Source organism: Actinoplanes subtropicus (assembly GCF_000721705.1).
Classification (GTDB): Bacteria; Actinomycetota; Actinomycetes; order Mycobacteriales; family Micromonosporaceae; genus Actinoplanes; species Actinoplanes subtropicus.
On the sequence record NZ_JOJL01000040.1, the window covers coordinates 19,396 to 37,272 of the forward strand.

Consider the following 17,877-nt stretch of genomic DNA (forward strand, 5'->3'; position numbering starts at 1 on the left):
TGTCAGGCTGGTGCGATGGAGTTCTGGGGTGACGCGGCGCGCTGGAATCCCGAGATCGCCGGGATCGACGAAACACATCGAGCGTGGCAGGACGAATTCGATCGGCTCGGCCTGCCGTTGGTGGCGCACGCGCGGGACGTGGCGAACCCGCATCGCTCGGCGACCGTCGCGAACGGCGACCGGACCGCGGACCTGTTGCTCGGCATGCGCGGGCGAAGCTTCTACCTGGTCCTGCGCCGACAGCAGAACACATCGCTGCAGGGCTTCGCCCCGAGCCTGACGGCGGCGGCGCACGCTGCCCAGTTGTGGCTGTCCGGGGCGCGGCCGGGCGAGGTCGCCGCGGAATGGCCTTTCCTGGGATCGGTGGCGCTGGCCGAGGCCCGTGAGCGCGGCGACCAACGCAAAGCGAAGTGGCTCTGGATGTACGAGAACCATTGCGCGGACCTGATAGCCGTACGGCTGAGTTCCTTTGTCAGCCTGGCATTCCACGAGCCGCCCGTGCGCGTGCTGTGGCCGCAGACCAGCCATTTCGTCCTGCACCTCAGCGCGACTCCGGGTTGGCCGGGCACCGGCGACACGCCGGTCATCGATCCCGTGGGGGAAACCGGCCGGTACCTGGTACGGACGCACACCGGCGAGGTCCACCCCGATGTCGACGCCGCCCGTGTCCTCCGCCTCGTGCTGGCGGCACTGCCGGCTTAGAAGGGGTTCGGGTCGAGCGTCCGGTGCAGATACCGCCGCTCGCGCAGCGCCTCCACCGCCGGGTGGGTCGGGCCCAGCGCCGCGGTGAGGCGGCGCAGCGCCTCCTGCTGCTCCTCCGGCGCCGCGCCGTACAGCGAGCGCCGCATCAGGACCAGGTTGGCCACGCAGCGGGCCGTGTCCGGGTGCTCGTCGCCCAGCACCCGCGCCGTGCGCTCGGACAGCGGCTCCAGCAGGTCGTAGCCGGCCGCGACCGCCCCGGCCTCGGCCATGAAGATCGCCTGGTTCATCCGGGCGGCCAGCGTGTAGGGGTGACCGGATCCGAGCGTTCGATCGAAAGCGGTCGCGGATTGCTCCGCCAGCTCCCGTGCCTCCGCCGCGTCGCCCATCGCGCGGGCGACCGCCGCCCGATTGCTCACACAGGTGACCGTGTACGGGTGGTCCTCGCCGAACCGGGCCCGGTAATGGCGCTCGATCTCGATCAGTTCGGCGCCCGCGCTGCGCGGCTCGCCGATCGCGAGCAGGTTGACCGCGCGGCTCATCCGGCAGAAGAGCGTCTCCGGCGCCTCCGGTCCCAGGAGCTGATTGAGATTCTCGTACGCGATCTCCAGGCGCTCCGCCGCCTCGCCCGATCGGCCCGCGCTGCGCTCGGAGACGGCCAGATTCGTCATGGCGCCGTAGGTCCGCGGCGCGGAATCGCCCAGCACCGCCCGGTGGCGGGCGAGGATGTCGCGCAACAGGGTGATCGACTCGTCGTACTCGCCGGCCTCGCGCAGGTCACGACCGAAGTTGACGCCGGCGGTCAGGGTGAGCGTGTGGGTGCGCCCGACGATCAGCATCGCCCGGTCGTAGACCTGCCGTGAGCGATCGCGAGCGGCCCGGATCTCGCCGGCCATCCGCAGCGAGGTGGCGAGGTTGTTCTGCGCGTTGAGCGTGCGGGGGTAGTCCTCGCCGAAGTACTCGACCCACGCCGCGACGGTCTGCTCGTCGAGCTTGCGGGCGTCCGCGTAGCGGCCGAGCGCCCGCAGGTCGCGCCCGAGGCCGGCCGCGGTGATCAGGGTGTGCGGGTGGTGCTCGCCCAGCAGGTCACGCTGCGCGGCGACCACCTCCTCGTCGGTCCGCAGCGCCTGCTCGAACTCGGCCCGGTCGCAGAGGATGTTCGCCAGGTTGTACCGCAACTGCAGGGTCTGCCGGTCGAGCACGAGCCGCTCGGCCGGGTCGGTGATCGATTCGCGCAGCAGCGCCCACCGGCGTACGGACTCCTCCCCGGCCCGCTGGCCCTCGGCGAGGTCGCCCGAGGTCCACAGGAAGCGCAGCCGGTCGATGACCAGCCGGCGCACCGCCTCCTCGTGCGACTGCCAGGCCCGGGAGACCTCCAGGTGCGGCCAGATCTGCTGGAATCGCGGCCAGTTCGCCGGATCGTCCACCTCGCCGGACGGGCGGGCGGCGGCCAGCACGAGGTGCGCCTCCCGGCGGGCGAGGTCGCGCTCATCGGCGGTCATCCGCTGCCGCACCACGCTCTGGATGATCCGGTGCACCCGGATCGTGCCGGTGCCCACGTCGAGCTTGAGCAGGGCGAGCCGGTTGATGTCCTGCACCAGCCGGCCGCGGTACATCGCCTCGCCCACCAGCGGGTCGAGCGGCTCCAGCAGCGACGCCATCCGATCGCCGTAGACCAGGTCGAGCGCCACCTCGGGGGCCAGCACCGAACACAACTGCAGCAGCCGGTACGCCGCGGGCGAGCGCTCGGCGAGCCGGCGCAGCGACAGATCCCACACCGGCTCGAGGTTGTCCGGCACGAACTGCTCGAGATGGGTCAGGTATTCGCCCACCGAGGTGCCGGTGTCGGCCAGCCACGCGCCCGCGGCGGCGACCGCGATCGGCAGGTCGCCGAGCGCCTCGCCGAGCCGGGCCGCCTCGTCCGGCCGCATCGTCGGGACGCGGCGGCGCAGGTGCGCGATGCTCTCCCGGCGATCGAAGACGTCCACCTGGATCGTCTCGGCGCGGTCGCTCCACTGCGCGTCCCGCGAGGTGATCACGACGTGGCCGCCCGGCCCGGTCGGCAGGAACCGGGTGACCGCGTCGATGTCCTCGGCGTTGTCGAAGATCATCAGCCAGCGGGGCAGGGCGGTGCCCCGGTTGAGCGCGGAGAGCGCCGCGCGGGCCTGGTCGGCGATCGTGCCGCCGCCGGTCAGGCCCAGCTCCCGGCCGAGCTCGGCGAGCTGGGTGTCGATGAAGGTGACCGGGTCCGCGTTGATCCACCAGACGAAGTCGTACGCGTTGCGGAACCGGTGCGCGTACTCCATCGCGACCTGGGTCTTGCCGATCCCGCCCATGCCCTGCAACGCGACCGGGGAGGCGCCGGAGAGCACCACCGGGCTGGCGCTGGTCTGCAGCCGGGTGCGCAGGTCGTCGAGGTCGTCCTCGCGGCCGGTGAACTGGACGTTGCGGATCGGCGCGTTGAACAGCAGCGTGGCCCGGCCGGGGAAGCGCAGGCCGATCCGCTCCCGATCGAAGGTGCTCATCTGGTGGCCGAGCAGCTGCAGCAGGCGGCTGGCGGCGACCTCCTCGGTCTGCCCGACCAGGAACGCCGAATCGGCCTCGGTCTGGCCGCGCAGCGGGCGCACGTCGGCCACGTAGACGACCAGCGGGGTGCGGGCGTCGCCACGATCGCGCGGCACCCGGGCCTCCTCGGCGTCCACATTGGCCGGCGACACGATGGTGAGCGGCCGGCCGTCGGGCATCGGCGCGCTGTCCGCGTCCAGCCCGGTCGGCGCCGGGTTGACGGTGACCCCGACCGATCGCAGCACCCGCGAGATCCATTCCGCCCAGAGCCGGTCGTCGGGCGCGAAGCGCAGCGCGACGGCGGTCTCGGGCAGCACGGTCGGGCGGACGAACCGGGCCGCGGTGCTCTCCCGCAGCGACTCGTCCATCGGCGGCAGCGACGTCACCTCGCCGTCGGTCAGGTAGCCGGCGAGCGTCTCGTAGGCGGCCAGCATCGAGGTGCGCGATCCGGGGCGGTCGCCGAAGGTGGCAAGCGTTTCCTCGTACGCGTAGAAGGGTTGGTAGGGAACCTCGACGGTGGACCAGTACGCCTCGCGCTCGGCCGGCGTCATCCCGCTCGGCAGGCCGGTGAACCGCTGGCGGGCGGCGAGCCGGCCGGCGTCCGCGCGCTTCTTCTCGGCCAGGTCGACACGCATCGGGACCGGAAGGATCCGGATCGGCCGCCGGCCCTTCTGCCGTGCCACCCCGGCCGCGATCGTGGCGGCGCCGTCGATGCCCTGCTCACTGAAGGTGAAGCAGTCCACCAGGACGTCCGGCATGTGGACCGTGCAGATGCCGGCCACGTCGCTCCACCCGGTGCGGCTGTCCAGCAGCGCGTAGTCGTACTTGTTCTTCATGTCCTCGCGCAGGGCGTCGAACAGCTGGCCGCCGCCGTAGCGGGTGTAGAACTCGTCCCAGTCCCGCTCGTAGACGCTGCGCGCGTAGTCCTGGTTCTGGTTGCCGGCCGGCAGGAAGTCGAGCCGCCCGCCGGTCGGGAAGTGCCGCCACGACAGGGTGAACGCGTGCCGGTCGGCGCTCGCGAAGTCCCGGTGCCAGTCCTCGGGCCGCGGCGTGTCGACCATCGTGGCCTGTTCGTAGCGGCGGACCAGCTCGATGATGCCGCCGGCGCTGTCGTACGCGACCGGGTCGATGAACGGCCGGAAGAACCGGTGCAGCCCCGGCGACTCGAGATCCCAGTCGGCGGCCAGCACCCGCTTGCCGTTGGCCGCCAGGATCCAGGCCACGTTGGCCAGCGCCATGGTGCGGCCGGTCCCACCCTTGTACGAGTAGAACGTGACCACCTTGCCGGCGTGGTCCTCAGTCATCCCGTTGCCCTCTCACCGAGCGTGCCCCGGCGGACCACCCTATCGCCGCGTCGATCAGTGCCAGCCGTCAACCGTCGCCGCCATCCGCGTGGTGAGGTGCCGGCCGGCCGGGGTGAGCCCGTCCCCCGCTCGCAATGCGGCGATCGCCTCCGCCGTCCAGTCCCGGTACATCGTGTACCGCGCCCTGAGCCCGGGCTCACGCTCGCTGCGCCGCCGCCACATGTCGGCGATGGCCAGATGCGCGTAGGCCCCCTGCAAGGCCGCCTCGACCGGCCGCGGATCCGGCCGCCACCCCACGCTCAGGTGTTCCGGAGTGTTCGGATCCACCAGATCGATCAGATCCAGCACGGCCCCCAGTTTGGTGTGCTGAAACTCGTGCACCAGCAGAACGGCCAGGTCTTCGGCCTTCGGGGTGAAGGCGATCCCCACCGCTCCGAAGGCGTCACGAGAGGTGGCGCTCCGCTGAGTCCCGTCACCCGGCGGTGCCAGCGGGGTGATCACCTTGATCCCGCGGCGCAGCCCCTCGGCACCGGACGGCGCATCGGTGAGAATCACCTCCCACGCTTCCGCCAGCACCGCCTCCCACGGCGAGTCGTCGGCCTCGGCCACCGGAAAACCAAAGACGTCACGGTAGGGATCGGCATCGTCGATCACGATCGTGGATCCGCCGAACGATACGAACCGATCCGGAGATTCGCCCAGCGAGTCCATCCGATCGAGATCGGGCGACGACTCCTCCAGGCACCTCACCGCCCACGCCCGCACGTAGGGCCGCCCGATCGCCGCGTTGAAGGCCACCGGGTCGGAACGCTCCAGCTCCGGCAACCCGCGCCCGCCGAAGCGCGCGATCACCTCACCCACCAGCGCCCGATTGATCGCCAACTCCTCGGCGGCGAGCGCCTCGACCGCCCGCGCGTCGCCGAAGCCGTAGGCGATCTGATCGAACACGTCCGACGGCAGCGACCCGATCGACGGCGGCGCGGGTTGCGAGTTGAGAGTGATGATGAGCTCCTTGAGGTCGTCGCAGTAGACGGACGGGTTCTCGAAACCGTCGCCACCGCTGTCCGGCCGGTACCGGTGCGCCCGCAGCCCGCCTCCGCACTGCCGTACCACCTCGCACGCCCGGCAGGTCGAAGACAGCGCCGCCATCCCCGCCCGCCGGCGCCGCATCGCCGGCTGGGCGGTCACCTCGTCCGCGCTGTGCTCGAAGATGGTCAGCCCGGTCGCACCCGCACCGTCCCACGTGGTCTTCATCGAGTCGGGCTCCTCCCAGGCACCGTCCGTCTCGATCACCACGAGGTCCCCGGCGTCGATCCCGACCGCTTCGGTGCCGCTGGGCCCACCGACCGCCAGCGCTCCCAACGAGTCGAAGAGCCGGATCGGCACCGGCCGCCCGTCCGCCACCCACCGCTCGTGAACCGCCAACAGCCATCGCGCGTAGGGCCGCCCGTCCCGGCCCCGCTCCGCCAACCCGACCGGCGGATGCGCCCAGGTCCCATGCGGCAACAGCAGGTCGATCCGCGGCGGGTCCTGCTCGATCAACGACGCATAGACGGCCACCGGATCGTTGGCGATGTCGACCGTGCACAGCAGCCCGGCGTAAACCGATCGGAATCGATCACTCCGGAGCACCCCGATCCCCCGCAGCGTCCGCTCATAACTGCTCGCGCCGCGCCGGAACACCCGATGCCGATCGTTCGCCGACCGATCGCCGTCGAGCGACACCCCGACGCGCACCCCGGCCTCGAGCAGCACCTCGGCGTGCGCGGCGTCCAGTCGTACGCCATTGGTCTGCATCCGGAGATCGAGCCGGCACACCGCACCGATCGTGCCGCGCAACTCGGTGAGCAACGCGCGCAGACGAGCCGGCCCGAGCAGAAGCGGCTCACCACCGTGCAGAATCACGCTGACCTGGGCCAAGTCGTGCGCCGCGGCATGCTCGGCGATCCGCCGGGCCGCGACCGAAGCGGTCGCGAGCGACATCAACGGCGGCCGGCCACGCCAGGACTGATCGGCGTGCTCATAGACGTAACAGTGATCGCAGGCCAGATCGCACCGGCTCGCCACCTTGAGCACGTAGTGGCGCAGCGGCCGCCACGGAGCGCTCACCCCGCGGCGATCGGCGGTCAGATCCCGGAGGAGAACGGCGTCACCACGCCCCGGTCCCGCCGCACGATCCGCCGCACGACCTGAGCGGACGCTTTGCGATCGATCTGATCGATCGGGCTCGTGCGGGCCTCGTCAAGTGGCGTTTTCTGAACGTTTTCCACCTGTGCGAGCATAGACAACACTCGAGGTCATGTCACGGCCACCACGAGTGACAGGAACGGTCGCCACAAACCCGGCGCCGGGTGTCCGACCGGCACACTAGGGTGAGTCCATGGCCGAACCGGAGATCACGGTCCTGGAGGCGCTGCACTCCACGCCCGCCCGCCGCTACCTGTCGCCCGAGCCGATCGGCGACGACATCATCCGCAAGCTGCTCGACGCGGCGATCCGCGGCCCCAACGGCGGCAACACGCAGCGCTGGGCCTGGATCGTCCTGCGCGACCCGGCGGTCAAGGCGCAGATCGCCGCCTTCTACCGGGAGGGCTGGGAAAAGCTCTACGGCGTCCACCGCGACTTCATGCTCGCCCAGCCGGAGTCCACCGGCGGCCAGGGCCCCGCCAACTTCCGCGCCGGCGACCACCTCGCCGCCCACATCGAGGAGGCCCCGGTCTGGATCTTCCCGGTCCTCCTGGGCGCCGCCGCCTCGACCAACCCCCGCCTGGGCGCCTCGATCTACGGCGCCGTCCAGCAACTGATGCTCGCCGCCCGCGCCTACGGCATCGGCTCCACGCTCACCACCCTCTACTCCGGCCACGAGGCCGAGACCCGCACCCTGCTCGGCCTCCCCGACGACGCCCTCACCATGGCCCTGGTCCCCCTCGGCTACCCGAGCCGAGGCCGCTGGACCGAGCCGAAACGCCGCCCCCTCGAAGAGGTGGTCTTCAACGACAAATACCAAACCACTTGACCGTACGGGCGGCCACCAGCCCCCGCCCCACAACGCGATCGCCGTCGCTGCTCACGCCCTTGCCGCGACCGCCGGGCTGAGCTGCCTGGCCGAGCACCCCACCGCCCACCCGACGCCGGCGGCATCACCCGCGCGCCCGACGCCGGCGGCACCACCCGCGCGCCCGACGCAGGCGGCACCACCCGCGCACCCGGCGAGGCGAAGGCCGGGCGGCCGCGGGCGCGCGCGACTCGGTGCCGCTCGGCGCAGGCGTGTCGGTGCAGGTGGTCCGGTGCCGGCGGCTCGACGCGACAGGCTCGCGCGACGCCGGCGGATTCGCCGGCCGCGAGAGGGATCCGCGCGATGCCGGGCGGACTCACCCGACGTGGACGAATTCGCCCGCCGCGAGAGGGATCCGCGCGATGCCGGGCGGACTCACCCGACGTGGACGAATTCGCCCGCCGCGTGACGGACCCGCGCGCCGCCGGCAGACTCGCGCGACGCGGCCGGCGCGGTGTGGGCGGGGCAGAGCGGCCCCCAGCCGGGCCCGACAGGACGCCCCTCAGCGAACCCCGGCGGGTCGGCCCCTCAGCGGGACCCGGCGGGACCCGGCGGGACCCGGCGAGACCCGGCGAGACCCGGCGAGACCCGGCGAGACCCGGCGGGGCGGGCCCGGCAGCTCAGCCCGGCGGTCGCGGCACGGGCGCGACCAGCGACGGCGATCGCGGGGAGCGGCGGGGGCCCGGCTCATCCTCGTACGTCCGCCTATTTCTTCTTCTTTTTGCCCTTTTTGTCCGAGAACTCGGCGGGGGCGGGCGGGTACTTCTCGTTGAAGTCCTTGAGCACCGGGAGGCCGACGCGGACCATGTCGCGGGTGCGGTGTTCGACGTCGGCGGGGGTGAGGTGGTGCTTGGGGTGCGGGAGCTGGGCGGCGATCGTGCCGGTGAAGTGGAGCAGGTCGTCGACCGAGCCGGGGAAGGCGGCGCACATGTCGGCGGCCGCGCGCAGCTGGGACTCGGGGACGTAGGCGACGTGCTCGGCCATGCCGGCCGACCAGGCACCGGGGTGCACCAGGTAGCCGGCGGGCAGGCGACCGGGGCCGCCGATCGGGGCCAGGGCGCGGGCGCGCTCGACCGGGACCGGCTGGGCCTTGGAGATCATGTAGAGGGCGGCGGCGACGAACAGGGCCGCCGGGATCAGGATGGCGAACGTGGCCGACCGGCCCGTCATCAGCAGCACGACCGCCAGGACCACGAGGACCATCGCGCCGGCCATGTACTCGCGGACGCCGTCGCGGGACGCACCGGCCTCGGCGTCGGCCGCACAGCGCTTGATGACGGCTTCGAGGACCGGGTCGGTGGGGCGCCAGCGGTCCGACCGGACCGGCAGGTCCCGGGTGGTCTGCGCCATGGCGAATCCTTTCGCACTGGGGGAAGGCGGGCTCGCCCAGCGGTATCGGCAAACGGCGCGGCCGGATGAGGGATCAGGCGGCCAGGGCCGCGTAGCGACCGCCGGCGCCGACCAGCACCTCGTGGGTGCCGGACTCGGTGACGCGCCCGTGGTCGACCACCACGATCTGGTCGGCGTCGCGGATCGTGGACAGGCGGTGCGCGATGGTGACCGTGGTACGGCCGCGGGACAGCTCGTCGAACGCGCGCTGCACGGCCCGCTCGGTCTCGTTGTCCAGCGCGCTGGTCGCCTCGTCGAGCACCAGGATGCGCGGGTCGCGCAGCAGGGTGCGGGCGATCGCGATGCGCTGTTTCTCGCCGCCGGAGAAGCGGTGGCCGCGGGAGCCGACCATGGTGTCGTAGCCGTCGGGCAGGGCGGCGATCACGTCGTGGATCCTGGCCGCGCGGGCGGCGGCCTCGATCTGCTCGTCGGTGGCGTCGGGCCGGGCGTAGCGCAGGTTTTCCCGGACCGTGGTGTGCAGCAGGTACGTCTCCTGGCTGACCACGCCGACGATCGACGCGACGTCGGCCAGGGCCAGGTCGCGCAGGTCGACGCCGTCGATGGTGACCCGGCCGGCGGTCGGGTCGTAGAGCCGGGCGATCAGCGCGGCGATCGTGCTCTTGCCGGAGCCGGTCTCGCCGACCAGGGCCAGGGAAGAGCCGGCCGGCACGTCGAGCGTCACGCCCGCCACGGCCGCGGTCTCACTGCCCGGGTACGCGAAGGTCACGTCCTCGAAGCGCAGGTGACCCCTCGGCTCGGCCAGCACCACGGGCCTCTCCGGCTCGTCGATCTCCACCGGCAGGTCGAGATACTCGAAGATGCGGGCGAACAGGGCGAGCGAGCTGGTCAGCTGGACGCCGACGCTCATCAGGCCCAGCAGCGGCCGGAACAGCCCGGCCTGCAGCGCGGTGAACGCGACCAGCGTGCCGATCGAGAGGTGGCTGAACGGCAGGCCGGCCGCCAGGTAGATGACCGCCGGGATGGCCGCGAAGACGATGCTCATCGACGCCATCCGCCAGCGGCCGGCCAGCTCGGAGCGCAGCTCGAGGTCGATCAGGCGGCGGGAGGAGGCGGTGAACCGCTCGATCAGGGCCGGCGCGGTGCCCATGGTCTTGGCCAGCTGGACGCCGCTGATCGACAGGCCCTCCTCGATCGTGACGTTGAGGTCGGCGAGCTCGCGCTGGCGCTGCGCGGTGATCTCGCGGCGCATCCGGGCGACCCGTTTCGACAGCCAGACCGCGGGCGGCAGCACGGCCAGCGAGACCAGCGAGAGCTGCCAGGACAGGGCGGCCATGGCGACCAGCGTGGCGATCGCGGTGGTGAGATTCGCCGCGATCGAGGTGGCGGTGGAGGTGACCACCGACTCCATGCCGCCGATGTCGTTGGTGATGCGCGACTGCACCTCGCCGGTGCGGGTGCGGGTGAAGAACCCGATCGACTGGCGCTGCAGGTGGGTGAAGACGTCGGCGCGCAGCCGGTGCATCACCCGCTGGCCGACGGACGTGGAGATCCAGGTCTGGACGACGCCGAGCGCGGCGGTCACGGCGGCGACGGCGACCATGCCGAGCACCAGCCAGACCAGCAACGCCAGATCGGCCTGCGGGAGGGCTCGGTCGATCACCTCGCGCAGCAGGAACGGGGAGGCCATGCCGATGATCGACGAGGCCACGATGATCAGGACGACGACGGACAGGGACCAGCGGTGGGTGGTGAACAGGCCGCCGATGCGGCGCAGCGAGACCTCGCGCGCCTGTTTCCGCTCGGCGGCGGTGAGCTTGGGATCGGGCCTTGGCAAGGGCGCCTTCTCTCGTCGGGGACTTTTACTGAGGTTACCTCATCATGAGGGAACAACAGCACCCCCTGCTACCGTATTCCGCGTGGACATCTCGGATGCCTTCTGGTCGGTGGCGCACCGCCTGCGGCACCAGACCCGGGTCGCGCTCGAGCCGTGGGAGCTGTCCCCCTCGCTCGCCCGCGCGCTGAACGTGTTGTCCAGGCACGGCGACATGCGGCTGAGCGCCCTCGCCGATCACCTGCGGATAGCGGCCCGGTCGGCGACCGAGGTGGCTGATGATCTTGCAGTAAGAGGCCTGGTCGTACGGCATCCCGACCCCGACGACCGCCGGGCGACCCTGCTGGTGTTGACGGACAAAGGACGCGAAACGGCTGATTCGATCAAGGCCGCGCGCCACCGCGAGAGCGAAGAGTTCTTCGCCGGGCTCAGCGATCCGGAACGGGAAGAATTAGGGCGCCTGCTCCGCAAACTGCAGTAGAGCGGCGCGCCGGGCCGCCACCCGGCACGCCGCCGTCCATCCCTACTGGTGGGCTTCCTCAGAGCCGGGCCGACACGGTCGTGGGCGGCGAGGCGCCGGCGCTGTTGGTGACGTTCACGGTCACCGTGCAGGTCGTGGTGCGGGTGGGCGGGTTCCGGAACCAGACGCTCCGGTACGTGATGGTGTCCGTCGTGCCGCAGCCGCTGCTGGTGACCGTCGCACCGGTGGCTTCCGGATTGCCGGCCGCGGGCTCACCCCAGTCGACGACCAGGATCCCCAGGCCACCGGCCACGTCGCGGTGGAAGGTGAAGGCCGACGGGGCCGGGGCGGCCGGCGGCGCGGTCACCGAGGCGATCGTGTGGTAGTTCACGCCCATCGCGACCAACTGGTCCTGCAGGTCGACCAGGGCGAACTCGTTGGCCGGCAGGAAACTGAGGTCCATGTGGTAGTCGAGCGCCTTGCCCGCGGGCAGCGTGATGTCGGCGCGGTACTGCGTGTTGGTGGCGGTGCCGCCGACCTGCACGAGATGCCCGCTCGGGTAGTAGCCGTGAACCGGGCCGTGCGCGATGACGTCGCCGCTGCCGACGCCGGTGGCGTCCGGGTCGCTGACCGTCATGAGCACCGTGATCTGCGCGGGCCCGTAGGTGACGTCGACCGCCGACGCGGACAGCGAGAACGCGGTGAGCTGCGGCACCGCGTCGGCGCGGGCCGGCCCCGCGGTCATGGCCAGCACGGCGGCAACGGCCGAGCCGATCGCCGCCGATCGGAGCATGGTGATTCTGCGCATGCGCGTGTTTCCCCCCTCGCGGCACGGCGGTGTGCCGCACCGTCGCGGGCAAGCATGACCAAGGGGGCTGGAACGATGCTGGAACGATCCTGGAACCGCTCAAGAAAAGCGGGTGAGCGCGGTCGCGCAGGCCGCCGAGCCGGCCAGGCAGAGCACCGCGACGATCAGCGTGCCCGGGACGTCGACCGGGGTCAACCGGTCGAGGACCGCGAGGACCAGCAGCGCGGTCAGGCAGACCGCGAAGGCGACGGTGGCCAGGTGGGCGAGGGCACCGCGGCCGTCCGGGGCGGGGCGGTGGCCGCCGGCCGGGACGCGCAGCGACTCGGCGAACTCGTCGGCCACGGCGACCAGGGTCGCGGCGTCGACGATCCGCCGCTCGCCGTGCGACAGCCGGCGCAGCTCCGCCGCGGCCCGCGGGTGACCGGGCTCGAGATCCAGGGCGTGGCCGTACGCTTCCCGCGCGCTGATCGGACGGCCGACGGCGAACAAGGCCATCCCGTACGCGACCCGCAGCCCCGCGTCGTAGTGCGCGACCTCGGCCCCGGCGGCGAGCACCCGCTCGGCCTCGGCGAGCCGGCCGGCCGCGAGCAGGGCCCGGCCGTGCCGCTCGATCAGCCGCGGGTTGCCCGGGTCCTCGGCGCAGGCCCGGCCCGCCGCCGCGATGGCCAGGTCGTGCCGGCCGGTCGCGGTGTAGGCGGCGCTCACCCAGTACAGCGTCTCCAGGCCGTGCGGGTCGAGCCGCAGCGCGGCCCGGGCCGAGTCCAGCGCGGCGGCCGGCCGGCGCAGCGCCAGCTGGGCGCGGGCCAGCAGCAGCCAGGCGTCGACGTTGCCGGGCTCCTCGCCGACGACCGGCGCGAGCAGCGTGGCGGCCCGCCCGGCCCGCCCGCGGTGCAGCAGGTCGCCGGCCCGGCCGAGGAGCAGATCGGTATGCACCCCCGCCATATCGGCCGCGGACCCGGCGACTTGTCCAAGCCGCCGGGTGCTTAATCGTTGCGGACCTCCGCGGGCCCGGTGACCCGGCGCAGCAGCGGCATGGTGGAGGCGATCAGCGCGAGCGACACCGTCACGCCGAGAGCGACCAGCACGTAGTACGACGCGCCCGGCGCCTTCAGGTCATATTGCAGCTCGGACCGCAGGAAGAAGGCGGCCGCGGTGAACCCGGCGGCGATCGCCACCGCGGAGACGGCCAACAGCGGCACCGCGCTCTCGATCGTGATCACCCGGCGCAGCTCGGCGAGCCGCGCCCCGGTGAGCCGCAGCAGGGCGAACGGCCGTTTCCGCTCGTTGATCCCGCCGGCCAGGCTGACCGCGAGGCTGCACCCGGCGATCACCAGGCTGGCCACGATCACCACGTCGGCCAGCCGCTGGTACTGCACCAGCGTGCGGGCGAAGTCGCTGCGCCACTCGTTCTCGGTGGCCGGGAACACGCCCTGCGGGAAGGCGTTCTCCAGCAGCGTCCGGGATCGCTCGAGCGCTGCGGCCGACCCGTCGGTGAGCACCACGAACGAGTGCACCGGCAGGCTGGGCAACTGACCGAGCGGCACCGGCGAGGCCAGGAGCTCCGGCCCGCCGTCCCACAGCGACAGGTCCGCGCTGACCGACGCGACCTGTGCCCCCGGCGGGCAGTGGCCCAGGTCGGGGTGGCCGGCCAGGTCGGCGCAGGCGATCACGCCGGACCAGTACGGCCCGGTCGGCTCCACGTAGCGGACGGTCAGCACCTGCCGCACCCCGGGTATGCCGGTCAGACCGGCCGGGACCTGCGCATTCCTCAGCAGCTTCCCGCCGTGGTCCGGATACCAGGCCACCGAGATGTCGTTGTGCGACGCCGTGCCGGCCGGCGTCTCCCCCCGGTACGCCACGATCGACGTGATCACGCCGGTCGCCACGGTGGTCACGAACAGCGCGAGCATCAGCCCGCTGACCGCCCGGAACCCGCCCCGCGGGTCGTCGGCCAGCCGCCGCCCGGCGATCAGCGTGGCGGGCCGCCGGGCGAGCCGGGCCAGCACCCGGGAGCCGGCCATCGTCAGGTACGGCCCGGCCACCACCAGCCCGATCATGGTGAGGAAGATCCCGCCCAGGTACGCCTCGGTCTGCCCGTTCGTGGTGTGCGGCTTACGGCCGATGAACCAGGCCAGCTCGCCCAGCCCGGCCACCACCGGGACCAGCCGCCAGGCGCGCGGCGGCCGCGGGGTGACCCGCCGGGCGACCCCGAGCGGGGTGATCCGCACCCGGCGCAGCGCGGCCCGGGCGGCCACCGCCGCGCCCAGCGGCACCCCGAGGCCGACCAGCAGCACGTTCGCCCAGGTCAGCGCGATGTCGCCGAGGAAGAACCGCTCCCCGGTGAAGGTGACCCGGTCCAGCCCGAGCCGCAGCAGCGGAAACACCGCGAAGCCGAGCAGCGTGCCGGCCACCGCCGCGACCGTCGACTCCACCGTGGCGATCATCGAGATCTGCCGCGGCGTCGCGCCGACCAGGCGCATGGCGGCGAACCGCTGCTCGCGCCGGGCGGCGGCCAGCCGGGTGGCGGTGCCGATGAACATCAGCAGCGGGAACAGCAGGGCGGCCGCGACCACGGACAGGATCAGGGTCATCCCGTCGCCGCCGACCCCCACGTAACAGCCCTCGCAGTTCTGCGGCGAGACGCTGACCATCCGGGTGACCTTCGTGGCGCCGATCAGGCCGGCGACCTCCGGCGGGGTCCGCCCGACCACGGCGACCAGCGAGTCCGGCGAGGCCAGCCCGGCGTCGCCGATCAGCCCCGCCTGCCGCCCGGGCAACCGGTCGCCCAGTTCGTCGGCGGGCGTGGCGGCGAGGAGCCTCGACAGGGCCGGCGAGACGTAGTACTCCCCCGGCGCGGGCAGCCGGGTCATGCCGGGCGGCACCGGCGAGTCGGGGCCGGTGACCGCGACGTCGACCCGGGCCATCCGCTTGCCGTCGAAGTAGTCCTCGCGCAGCGCCCAGCCGGCCGCGTCGCGGGCTTCCGGCCCGGTGGCCGCCGACGTGACGGCGCTGTTCAGCCAGGCGTACCGGAGGTTCTGGGCCTGCACCGCGTCGATCCCGGCCAGCGTGGCCAGCAGCAGGGCGACCCCGACCGCCACCGCGCCGCCGACCAGCGCGAGCCGGGCGATCGCCACCCGCCCGCCGGTCAGCGCGAGCCGCACCCCGAGCCGGATCACGTCGCCACCGCGGGCGTGGTGACCCGCCCGTCGCGGACCATGATCTCCCGGTCCGTGTACGCGGCGACCCGGGCGTCGTGGGTGACCAGCACGACCGTGGCGCCCTGCGTGCGGGCGGAGTCGACCAGCAGCTCCATCACCTGCTCGCCGGTGAGCGAGTCGAGCGCGCCGGTCGGCTCGTCGGCGAACAGCACCGCCGGGTCGCCGACCAGGCCCCGGGCGAGCGCGACCCGCTGGGCCTGGCCGCCGGAGAGCTCGCCCGAGCGGCGCCTCTCCAGCCCGTCCAGGCCGAGCCGGCCGAACCACTCCCTCGCCCGGCGGAGCGCCGGCTCGCGACGTACGCCCGAAAGCAGGAGGGGAAGCGCGACGTTCTCCTCGGCCGTGAGTTCCGGCACCAGCTGGCCGAACTGGAAGACGAAACCGAACCGGTCGCGGCGCAGCTCGCTGCGCCGGGCCTCGCTCAGCCGGTCGATCCGCTCCCCCAGCACCCGGATCTCGCCGGCGTCCGGCACCAGGATGCCGGCCAGGCAGTGCAGCAGCGTCGACTTGCCGGAGCCGCTCGGCCCCATCACCGCCACGATCTCGCCGGCCGCCACCGTCAGATCGGCGCCGCGCAGCGCCGGCGTCTCGCCGAACGACAGGGCCACCCCGTGGGCCTCCAGCGCGGCGGTCACGGCTTCACCTGCGCCCGCAGCTGGTCGAGGCGCGCCGAGGTGGTGTCGATCCAGCGCAGGTCGGCCTCGAGGTGGAACAGCCCGTGGTCGGCGAGCAGCCCGTCGACCAGCCCGCCGCCGCGCTTGACCTCGGTCAGCTCCCGCATCCGGGCCAGGTGGGCGCGGCGCTGGGTGTCCAGGTACTCCTCGGCCGGCCGGTCCAGCATCAGCGCCAGCACCACCTTCGCGAACAGGACCGTCTGCTGGTGCGGCTCCGGCGCCACCGGCTCGGTCAGCCAGGTGTCCACCTCGGTCGCGCCGACCTCGGTGATCACGTACCGCTTGCGCTCCGGCCCCTCCCCCGGCGTGACCTCGTCCATCACCACCTTGCCGTCCCGGGCGAGGCGGGCGAGCGTCGAGTAGACCTGCCCGAACGGCAGCGCCCGGCCGTGGCCGAACCAGAGGTCGTAGTCGCGCTTGAGGTCGTAGCCGTGGCTGGGCTGCCGCTCGAGCAGGCCGAGCAGGGTCAGGGGAACGCTCATGCCGCCACCATACGCCCGGGGTATACACCGCGTATATACATCCGGCTCAGTGACCCGGACCACACGCCGACTCCTCAACCGGCCGGTCCCGCGGCCGATCGAGGGCGGTTGCAAGTCAGGAGTGAAAGTTAGGAGAAGGTCTGATGAGCATGCGGATCGGCGGCGCCAACGGCGCCCAGTGGGGAAACCACATCGCCGGCGTACACCTGCACACCGACTACCAGCGCCTCAGCGTCGACCTGCAGGCCGGCGCCGACTCCCGGGTGATCTCCGCCGACAAGGCCGCGATCGTCGAGAGCCGCCGCGACATCGCCGCCGGCAGCCGCCAGCACCTGGTCGACGTCACGGTCTGAGAACAAAACGACGCGATCGTACGAGGCGCGGCAAGCCCCCGCCGCGCCTCGCGATCGCCGTCGCTGGTCGCGCCTTTGCCGCGACCGCCGGGCTGAGCTGCCCACTTGCGCTCCACCCCCGGATCACATCCGGGCCCGCAGCACGTCGAACTCCCAGCCGGGCCGGGACGGGTCGAAGCCGTGCCCGACCAGCCAGCGGGCGGCCACCAGGCTGCGCCACGACCACCACCCGCGGATCACCTCCAGGTCCACCTCGGCGCCGTAGCCGGCGACCACGTCGCCGAGGTGCTCCTGGTGCCCGAGCGTCAGCACGGCGAGGTCGTAGAGGGCGTCGCCCCGGGCCGCCTCGGACCAGTCGAGCACCCCGGTGACCTCGTCGTCGTCGACGAACACGTGGCTGACCTGCAGGTCACCGTGGATGAACACCGGCTGCCACGGCCGCAGCGCCGCCTCGGCAACCTCGCGGTTACGGGTGACCAGGTCAGCGGGAAGGACACCGTGCGCGACGAGCCACTCGCACTCGCCGTCGAGGCGCGAGACGAGCTCGTCGAGGCGCCGCCCGGGCCACGGCGGCAGCGGCGCGTCATGCAGCCTCCGCACGGCCGCACCGGCCGCCGCCCAGGCCGCCGGCGACGCGGGCGACGGCTCGCCCAGCCGGCCCAGCGCCCTCCCGGGCAGCGCGGCGAGCGCGAGCACGGGCGGCTCGCGCCACCGGACCCGCGGAGTCGGGATCGGCGCCAGGGCCATCGCCTCGACCTCGACCTCGAGGCGCGTCCGATCGGCGTCGACCTTCAGGAACACGTCCCCGACACGCAGGGTCGCCCGCTCGTCATGAGCGACGACAACCTCAACCCCATCCACGCCGGCCATTATCCTGCGATGAGCTGACCGCCCCGCCGGTCTTTGCATGAGCCCGCTGCAGCAGGCCGGCCAGCTTGTAGAGCACCAGGGACCCGGCCACCGCGCCGTCGAGCAGGCGGACCGACCGGATCTCCGCGGGGGCCCGGACCCGGATCGCGGGGCTCACCACACGGGAGCGGAGACGCTCCGGCAGTCAGAAGTCATGAGAGGCGTGCTTCTC

16 protein-coding genes are annotated in these 17,877 nt (G+C 72.8%); 4 read left to right on the forward strand and 12 right to left on the reverse strand.

Going from position 1 to position 17,877, the window contains the following annotated elements; genetic code table 11:
- Positions 1-15: 15 nt before the first annotated feature.
- A complete protein-coding gene (locus tag IH26_RS0142745) occupies positions 16-702 on the forward strand; it encodes a DUF6193 family natural product biosynthesis protein (protein WP_030442022.1) in 687 nt (228 codons plus the stop codon).
- Here IH26_RS0142745 and fxsT read toward each other — a convergent pair.
- From fxsT to IH26_RS60505, 3 genes are read right to left on the reverse strand one after another with little or no spacing between them, the layout of a single operon-like run.
- Positions 699-4,568 (reverse strand): FxSxx-COOH system tetratricopeptide repeat protein, encoded by a 3,870-nt coding sequence (fxsT, locus tag IH26_RS0142750; RefSeq protein WP_030442023.1) that lies wholly within the window; start codon positions 4,566-4,568, stop codon positions 699-701. The genes IH26_RS0142745 and fxsT overlap by 4 nt on opposite strands.
- Before the next feature lie 54 nt (positions 4,569-4,622).
- Positions 4,623-6,677 (reverse strand): FxsB family cyclophane-forming radical SAM/SPASM peptide maturase, encoded by a 2,055-nt coding sequence (locus IH26_RS0142755; protein WP_030442024.1) that lies wholly within the window; start codon positions 6,675-6,677, stop codon positions 4,623-4,625.
- 17 nt (positions 6,678-6,694) lie between these two features.
- Positions 6,695-6,850, reverse strand: coding sequence for a hypothetical protein (locus IH26_RS60505; RefSeq protein WP_157437659.1), 156 nt, complete (start codon positions 6,848-6,850; stop codon positions 6,695-6,697).
- 98 nt (positions 6,851-6,948) lie between these two features.
- Between IH26_RS60505 and IH26_RS0142765 the strand changes: the two genes are divergently transcribed.
- Positions 6,949-7,584 carry a nitroreductase family protein gene (locus IH26_RS0142765; protein ID WP_030442025.1) on the forward strand — a complete coding sequence of 212 codons (636 nt, stop codon included), beginning with the start codon at positions 6,949-6,951 and terminating at the stop codon, positions 7,582-7,584.
- 744 nt (positions 7,585-8,328) lie between these two features.
- On the opposite strand, the gene IH26_RS0142770 is transcribed toward IH26_RS0142765, so the two are convergent.
- Together IH26_RS0142770 and IH26_RS0142775 are read right to left on the reverse strand one after the other, a co-directional pair.
- A complete protein-coding gene (locus tag IH26_RS0142770) occupies positions 8,329-8,973 on the reverse strand; it encodes a hypothetical protein (protein WP_030442026.1) in 645 nt (214 codons plus the stop codon).
- Between the two features lie 73 nt (positions 8,974-9,046).
- Positions 9,047-10,807: an ABC transporter ATP-binding protein gene (locus IH26_RS0142775; RefSeq protein ID WP_030442027.1), complete on the reverse strand. Its 1,761-nt coding sequence runs from the start codon at positions 10,805-10,807 to the stop codon at positions 9,047-9,049.
- A gap of 82 nt (positions 10,808-10,889) precedes the next feature.
- Between IH26_RS0142775 and IH26_RS0142780 the strand changes: the two genes are divergently transcribed.
- Positions 10,890-11,285 carry a MarR family winged helix-turn-helix transcriptional regulator gene (locus IH26_RS0142780; protein ID WP_030442028.1) on the forward strand — a complete coding sequence of 132 codons (396 nt, stop codon included), beginning with the start codon at positions 10,890-10,892 and terminating at the stop codon, positions 11,283-11,285.
- Between the two features lie 58 nt (positions 11,286-11,343).
- Here IH26_RS0142780 and IH26_RS0142785 read toward each other — a convergent pair whose 3' ends face one another.
- The 5 genes from IH26_RS0142785 to IH26_RS0142805 form a co-directional block, all read right to left on the reverse strand.
- Complete coding sequence (locus IH26_RS0142785; protein WP_030442029.1) at positions 11,344-12,072, reverse strand: hypothetical protein; 729 nt, start codon at positions 12,070-12,072, stop codon at positions 11,344-11,346.
- A gap of 99 nt (positions 12,073-12,171) precedes the next feature.
- Positions 12,172-13,014, reverse strand: a complete 843-nt coding sequence (locus IH26_RS0142790) for a tetratricopeptide repeat protein (protein ID WP_425394449.1) — start codon at positions 13,012-13,014, stop codon at positions 12,172-12,174.
- A 41-nt stretch (positions 13,015-13,055) separates the two neighbouring features.
- The gene (locus tag IH26_RS0142795) at positions 13,056-15,248 is read right to left on the reverse strand and encodes an FtsX-like permease family protein (protein WP_030442031.1); all 2,193 of its coding nucleotides are present in this window, start codon (positions 15,246-15,248) and stop codon (positions 13,056-13,058) included.
- Complete coding sequence (locus tag IH26_RS0142800; protein ID WP_030442032.1) at positions 15,245-15,922, reverse strand: ABC transporter ATP-binding protein; 678 nt, start codon at positions 15,920-15,922, stop codon at positions 15,245-15,247. The genes IH26_RS0142795 and IH26_RS0142800 overlap by 4 nt, the downstream gene beginning before the upstream one ends.
- Positions 15,919-16,443, reverse strand: a complete 525-nt coding sequence (locus IH26_RS0142805) for a PadR family transcriptional regulator (RefSeq protein WP_030442033.1) — start codon at positions 16,441-16,443, stop codon at positions 15,919-15,921. Before IH26_RS0142805 ends, IH26_RS0142800 begins: the two co-directional genes overlap by 4 nt.
- 143 nt (positions 16,444-16,586) lie before the next feature.
- Between IH26_RS0142805 and IH26_RS0142810 the strand changes: the two genes are divergently transcribed.
- Positions 16,587-16,796: a hypothetical protein gene (locus tag IH26_RS0142810; RefSeq protein ID WP_030442034.1), complete on the forward strand. Its 210-nt coding sequence runs from the start codon at positions 16,587-16,589 to the stop codon at positions 16,794-16,796.
- A 123-nt stretch (positions 16,797-16,919) separates the two neighbouring features.
- Here IH26_RS0142810 and IH26_RS0142815 read toward each other — a convergent pair whose 3' ends face one another.
- Entirely contained in the window at positions 16,920-17,666 is a 747-nt protein-coding gene (locus IH26_RS0142815) for a phosphotransferase family protein (RefSeq protein ID WP_211268863.1), read from the reverse strand.
- On the reverse strand, positions 17,644-17,823 hold the full coding sequence (locus IH26_RS0142820) for a hypothetical protein (RefSeq protein WP_157437660.1): 180 nt from the start codon (positions 17,821-17,823) through the stop codon (positions 17,644-17,646). The genes IH26_RS0142815 and IH26_RS0142820 overlap by 23 nt, the downstream gene beginning before the upstream one ends.
- Between the last annotated feature and the right edge of the window lie 54 nt (positions 17,824-17,877).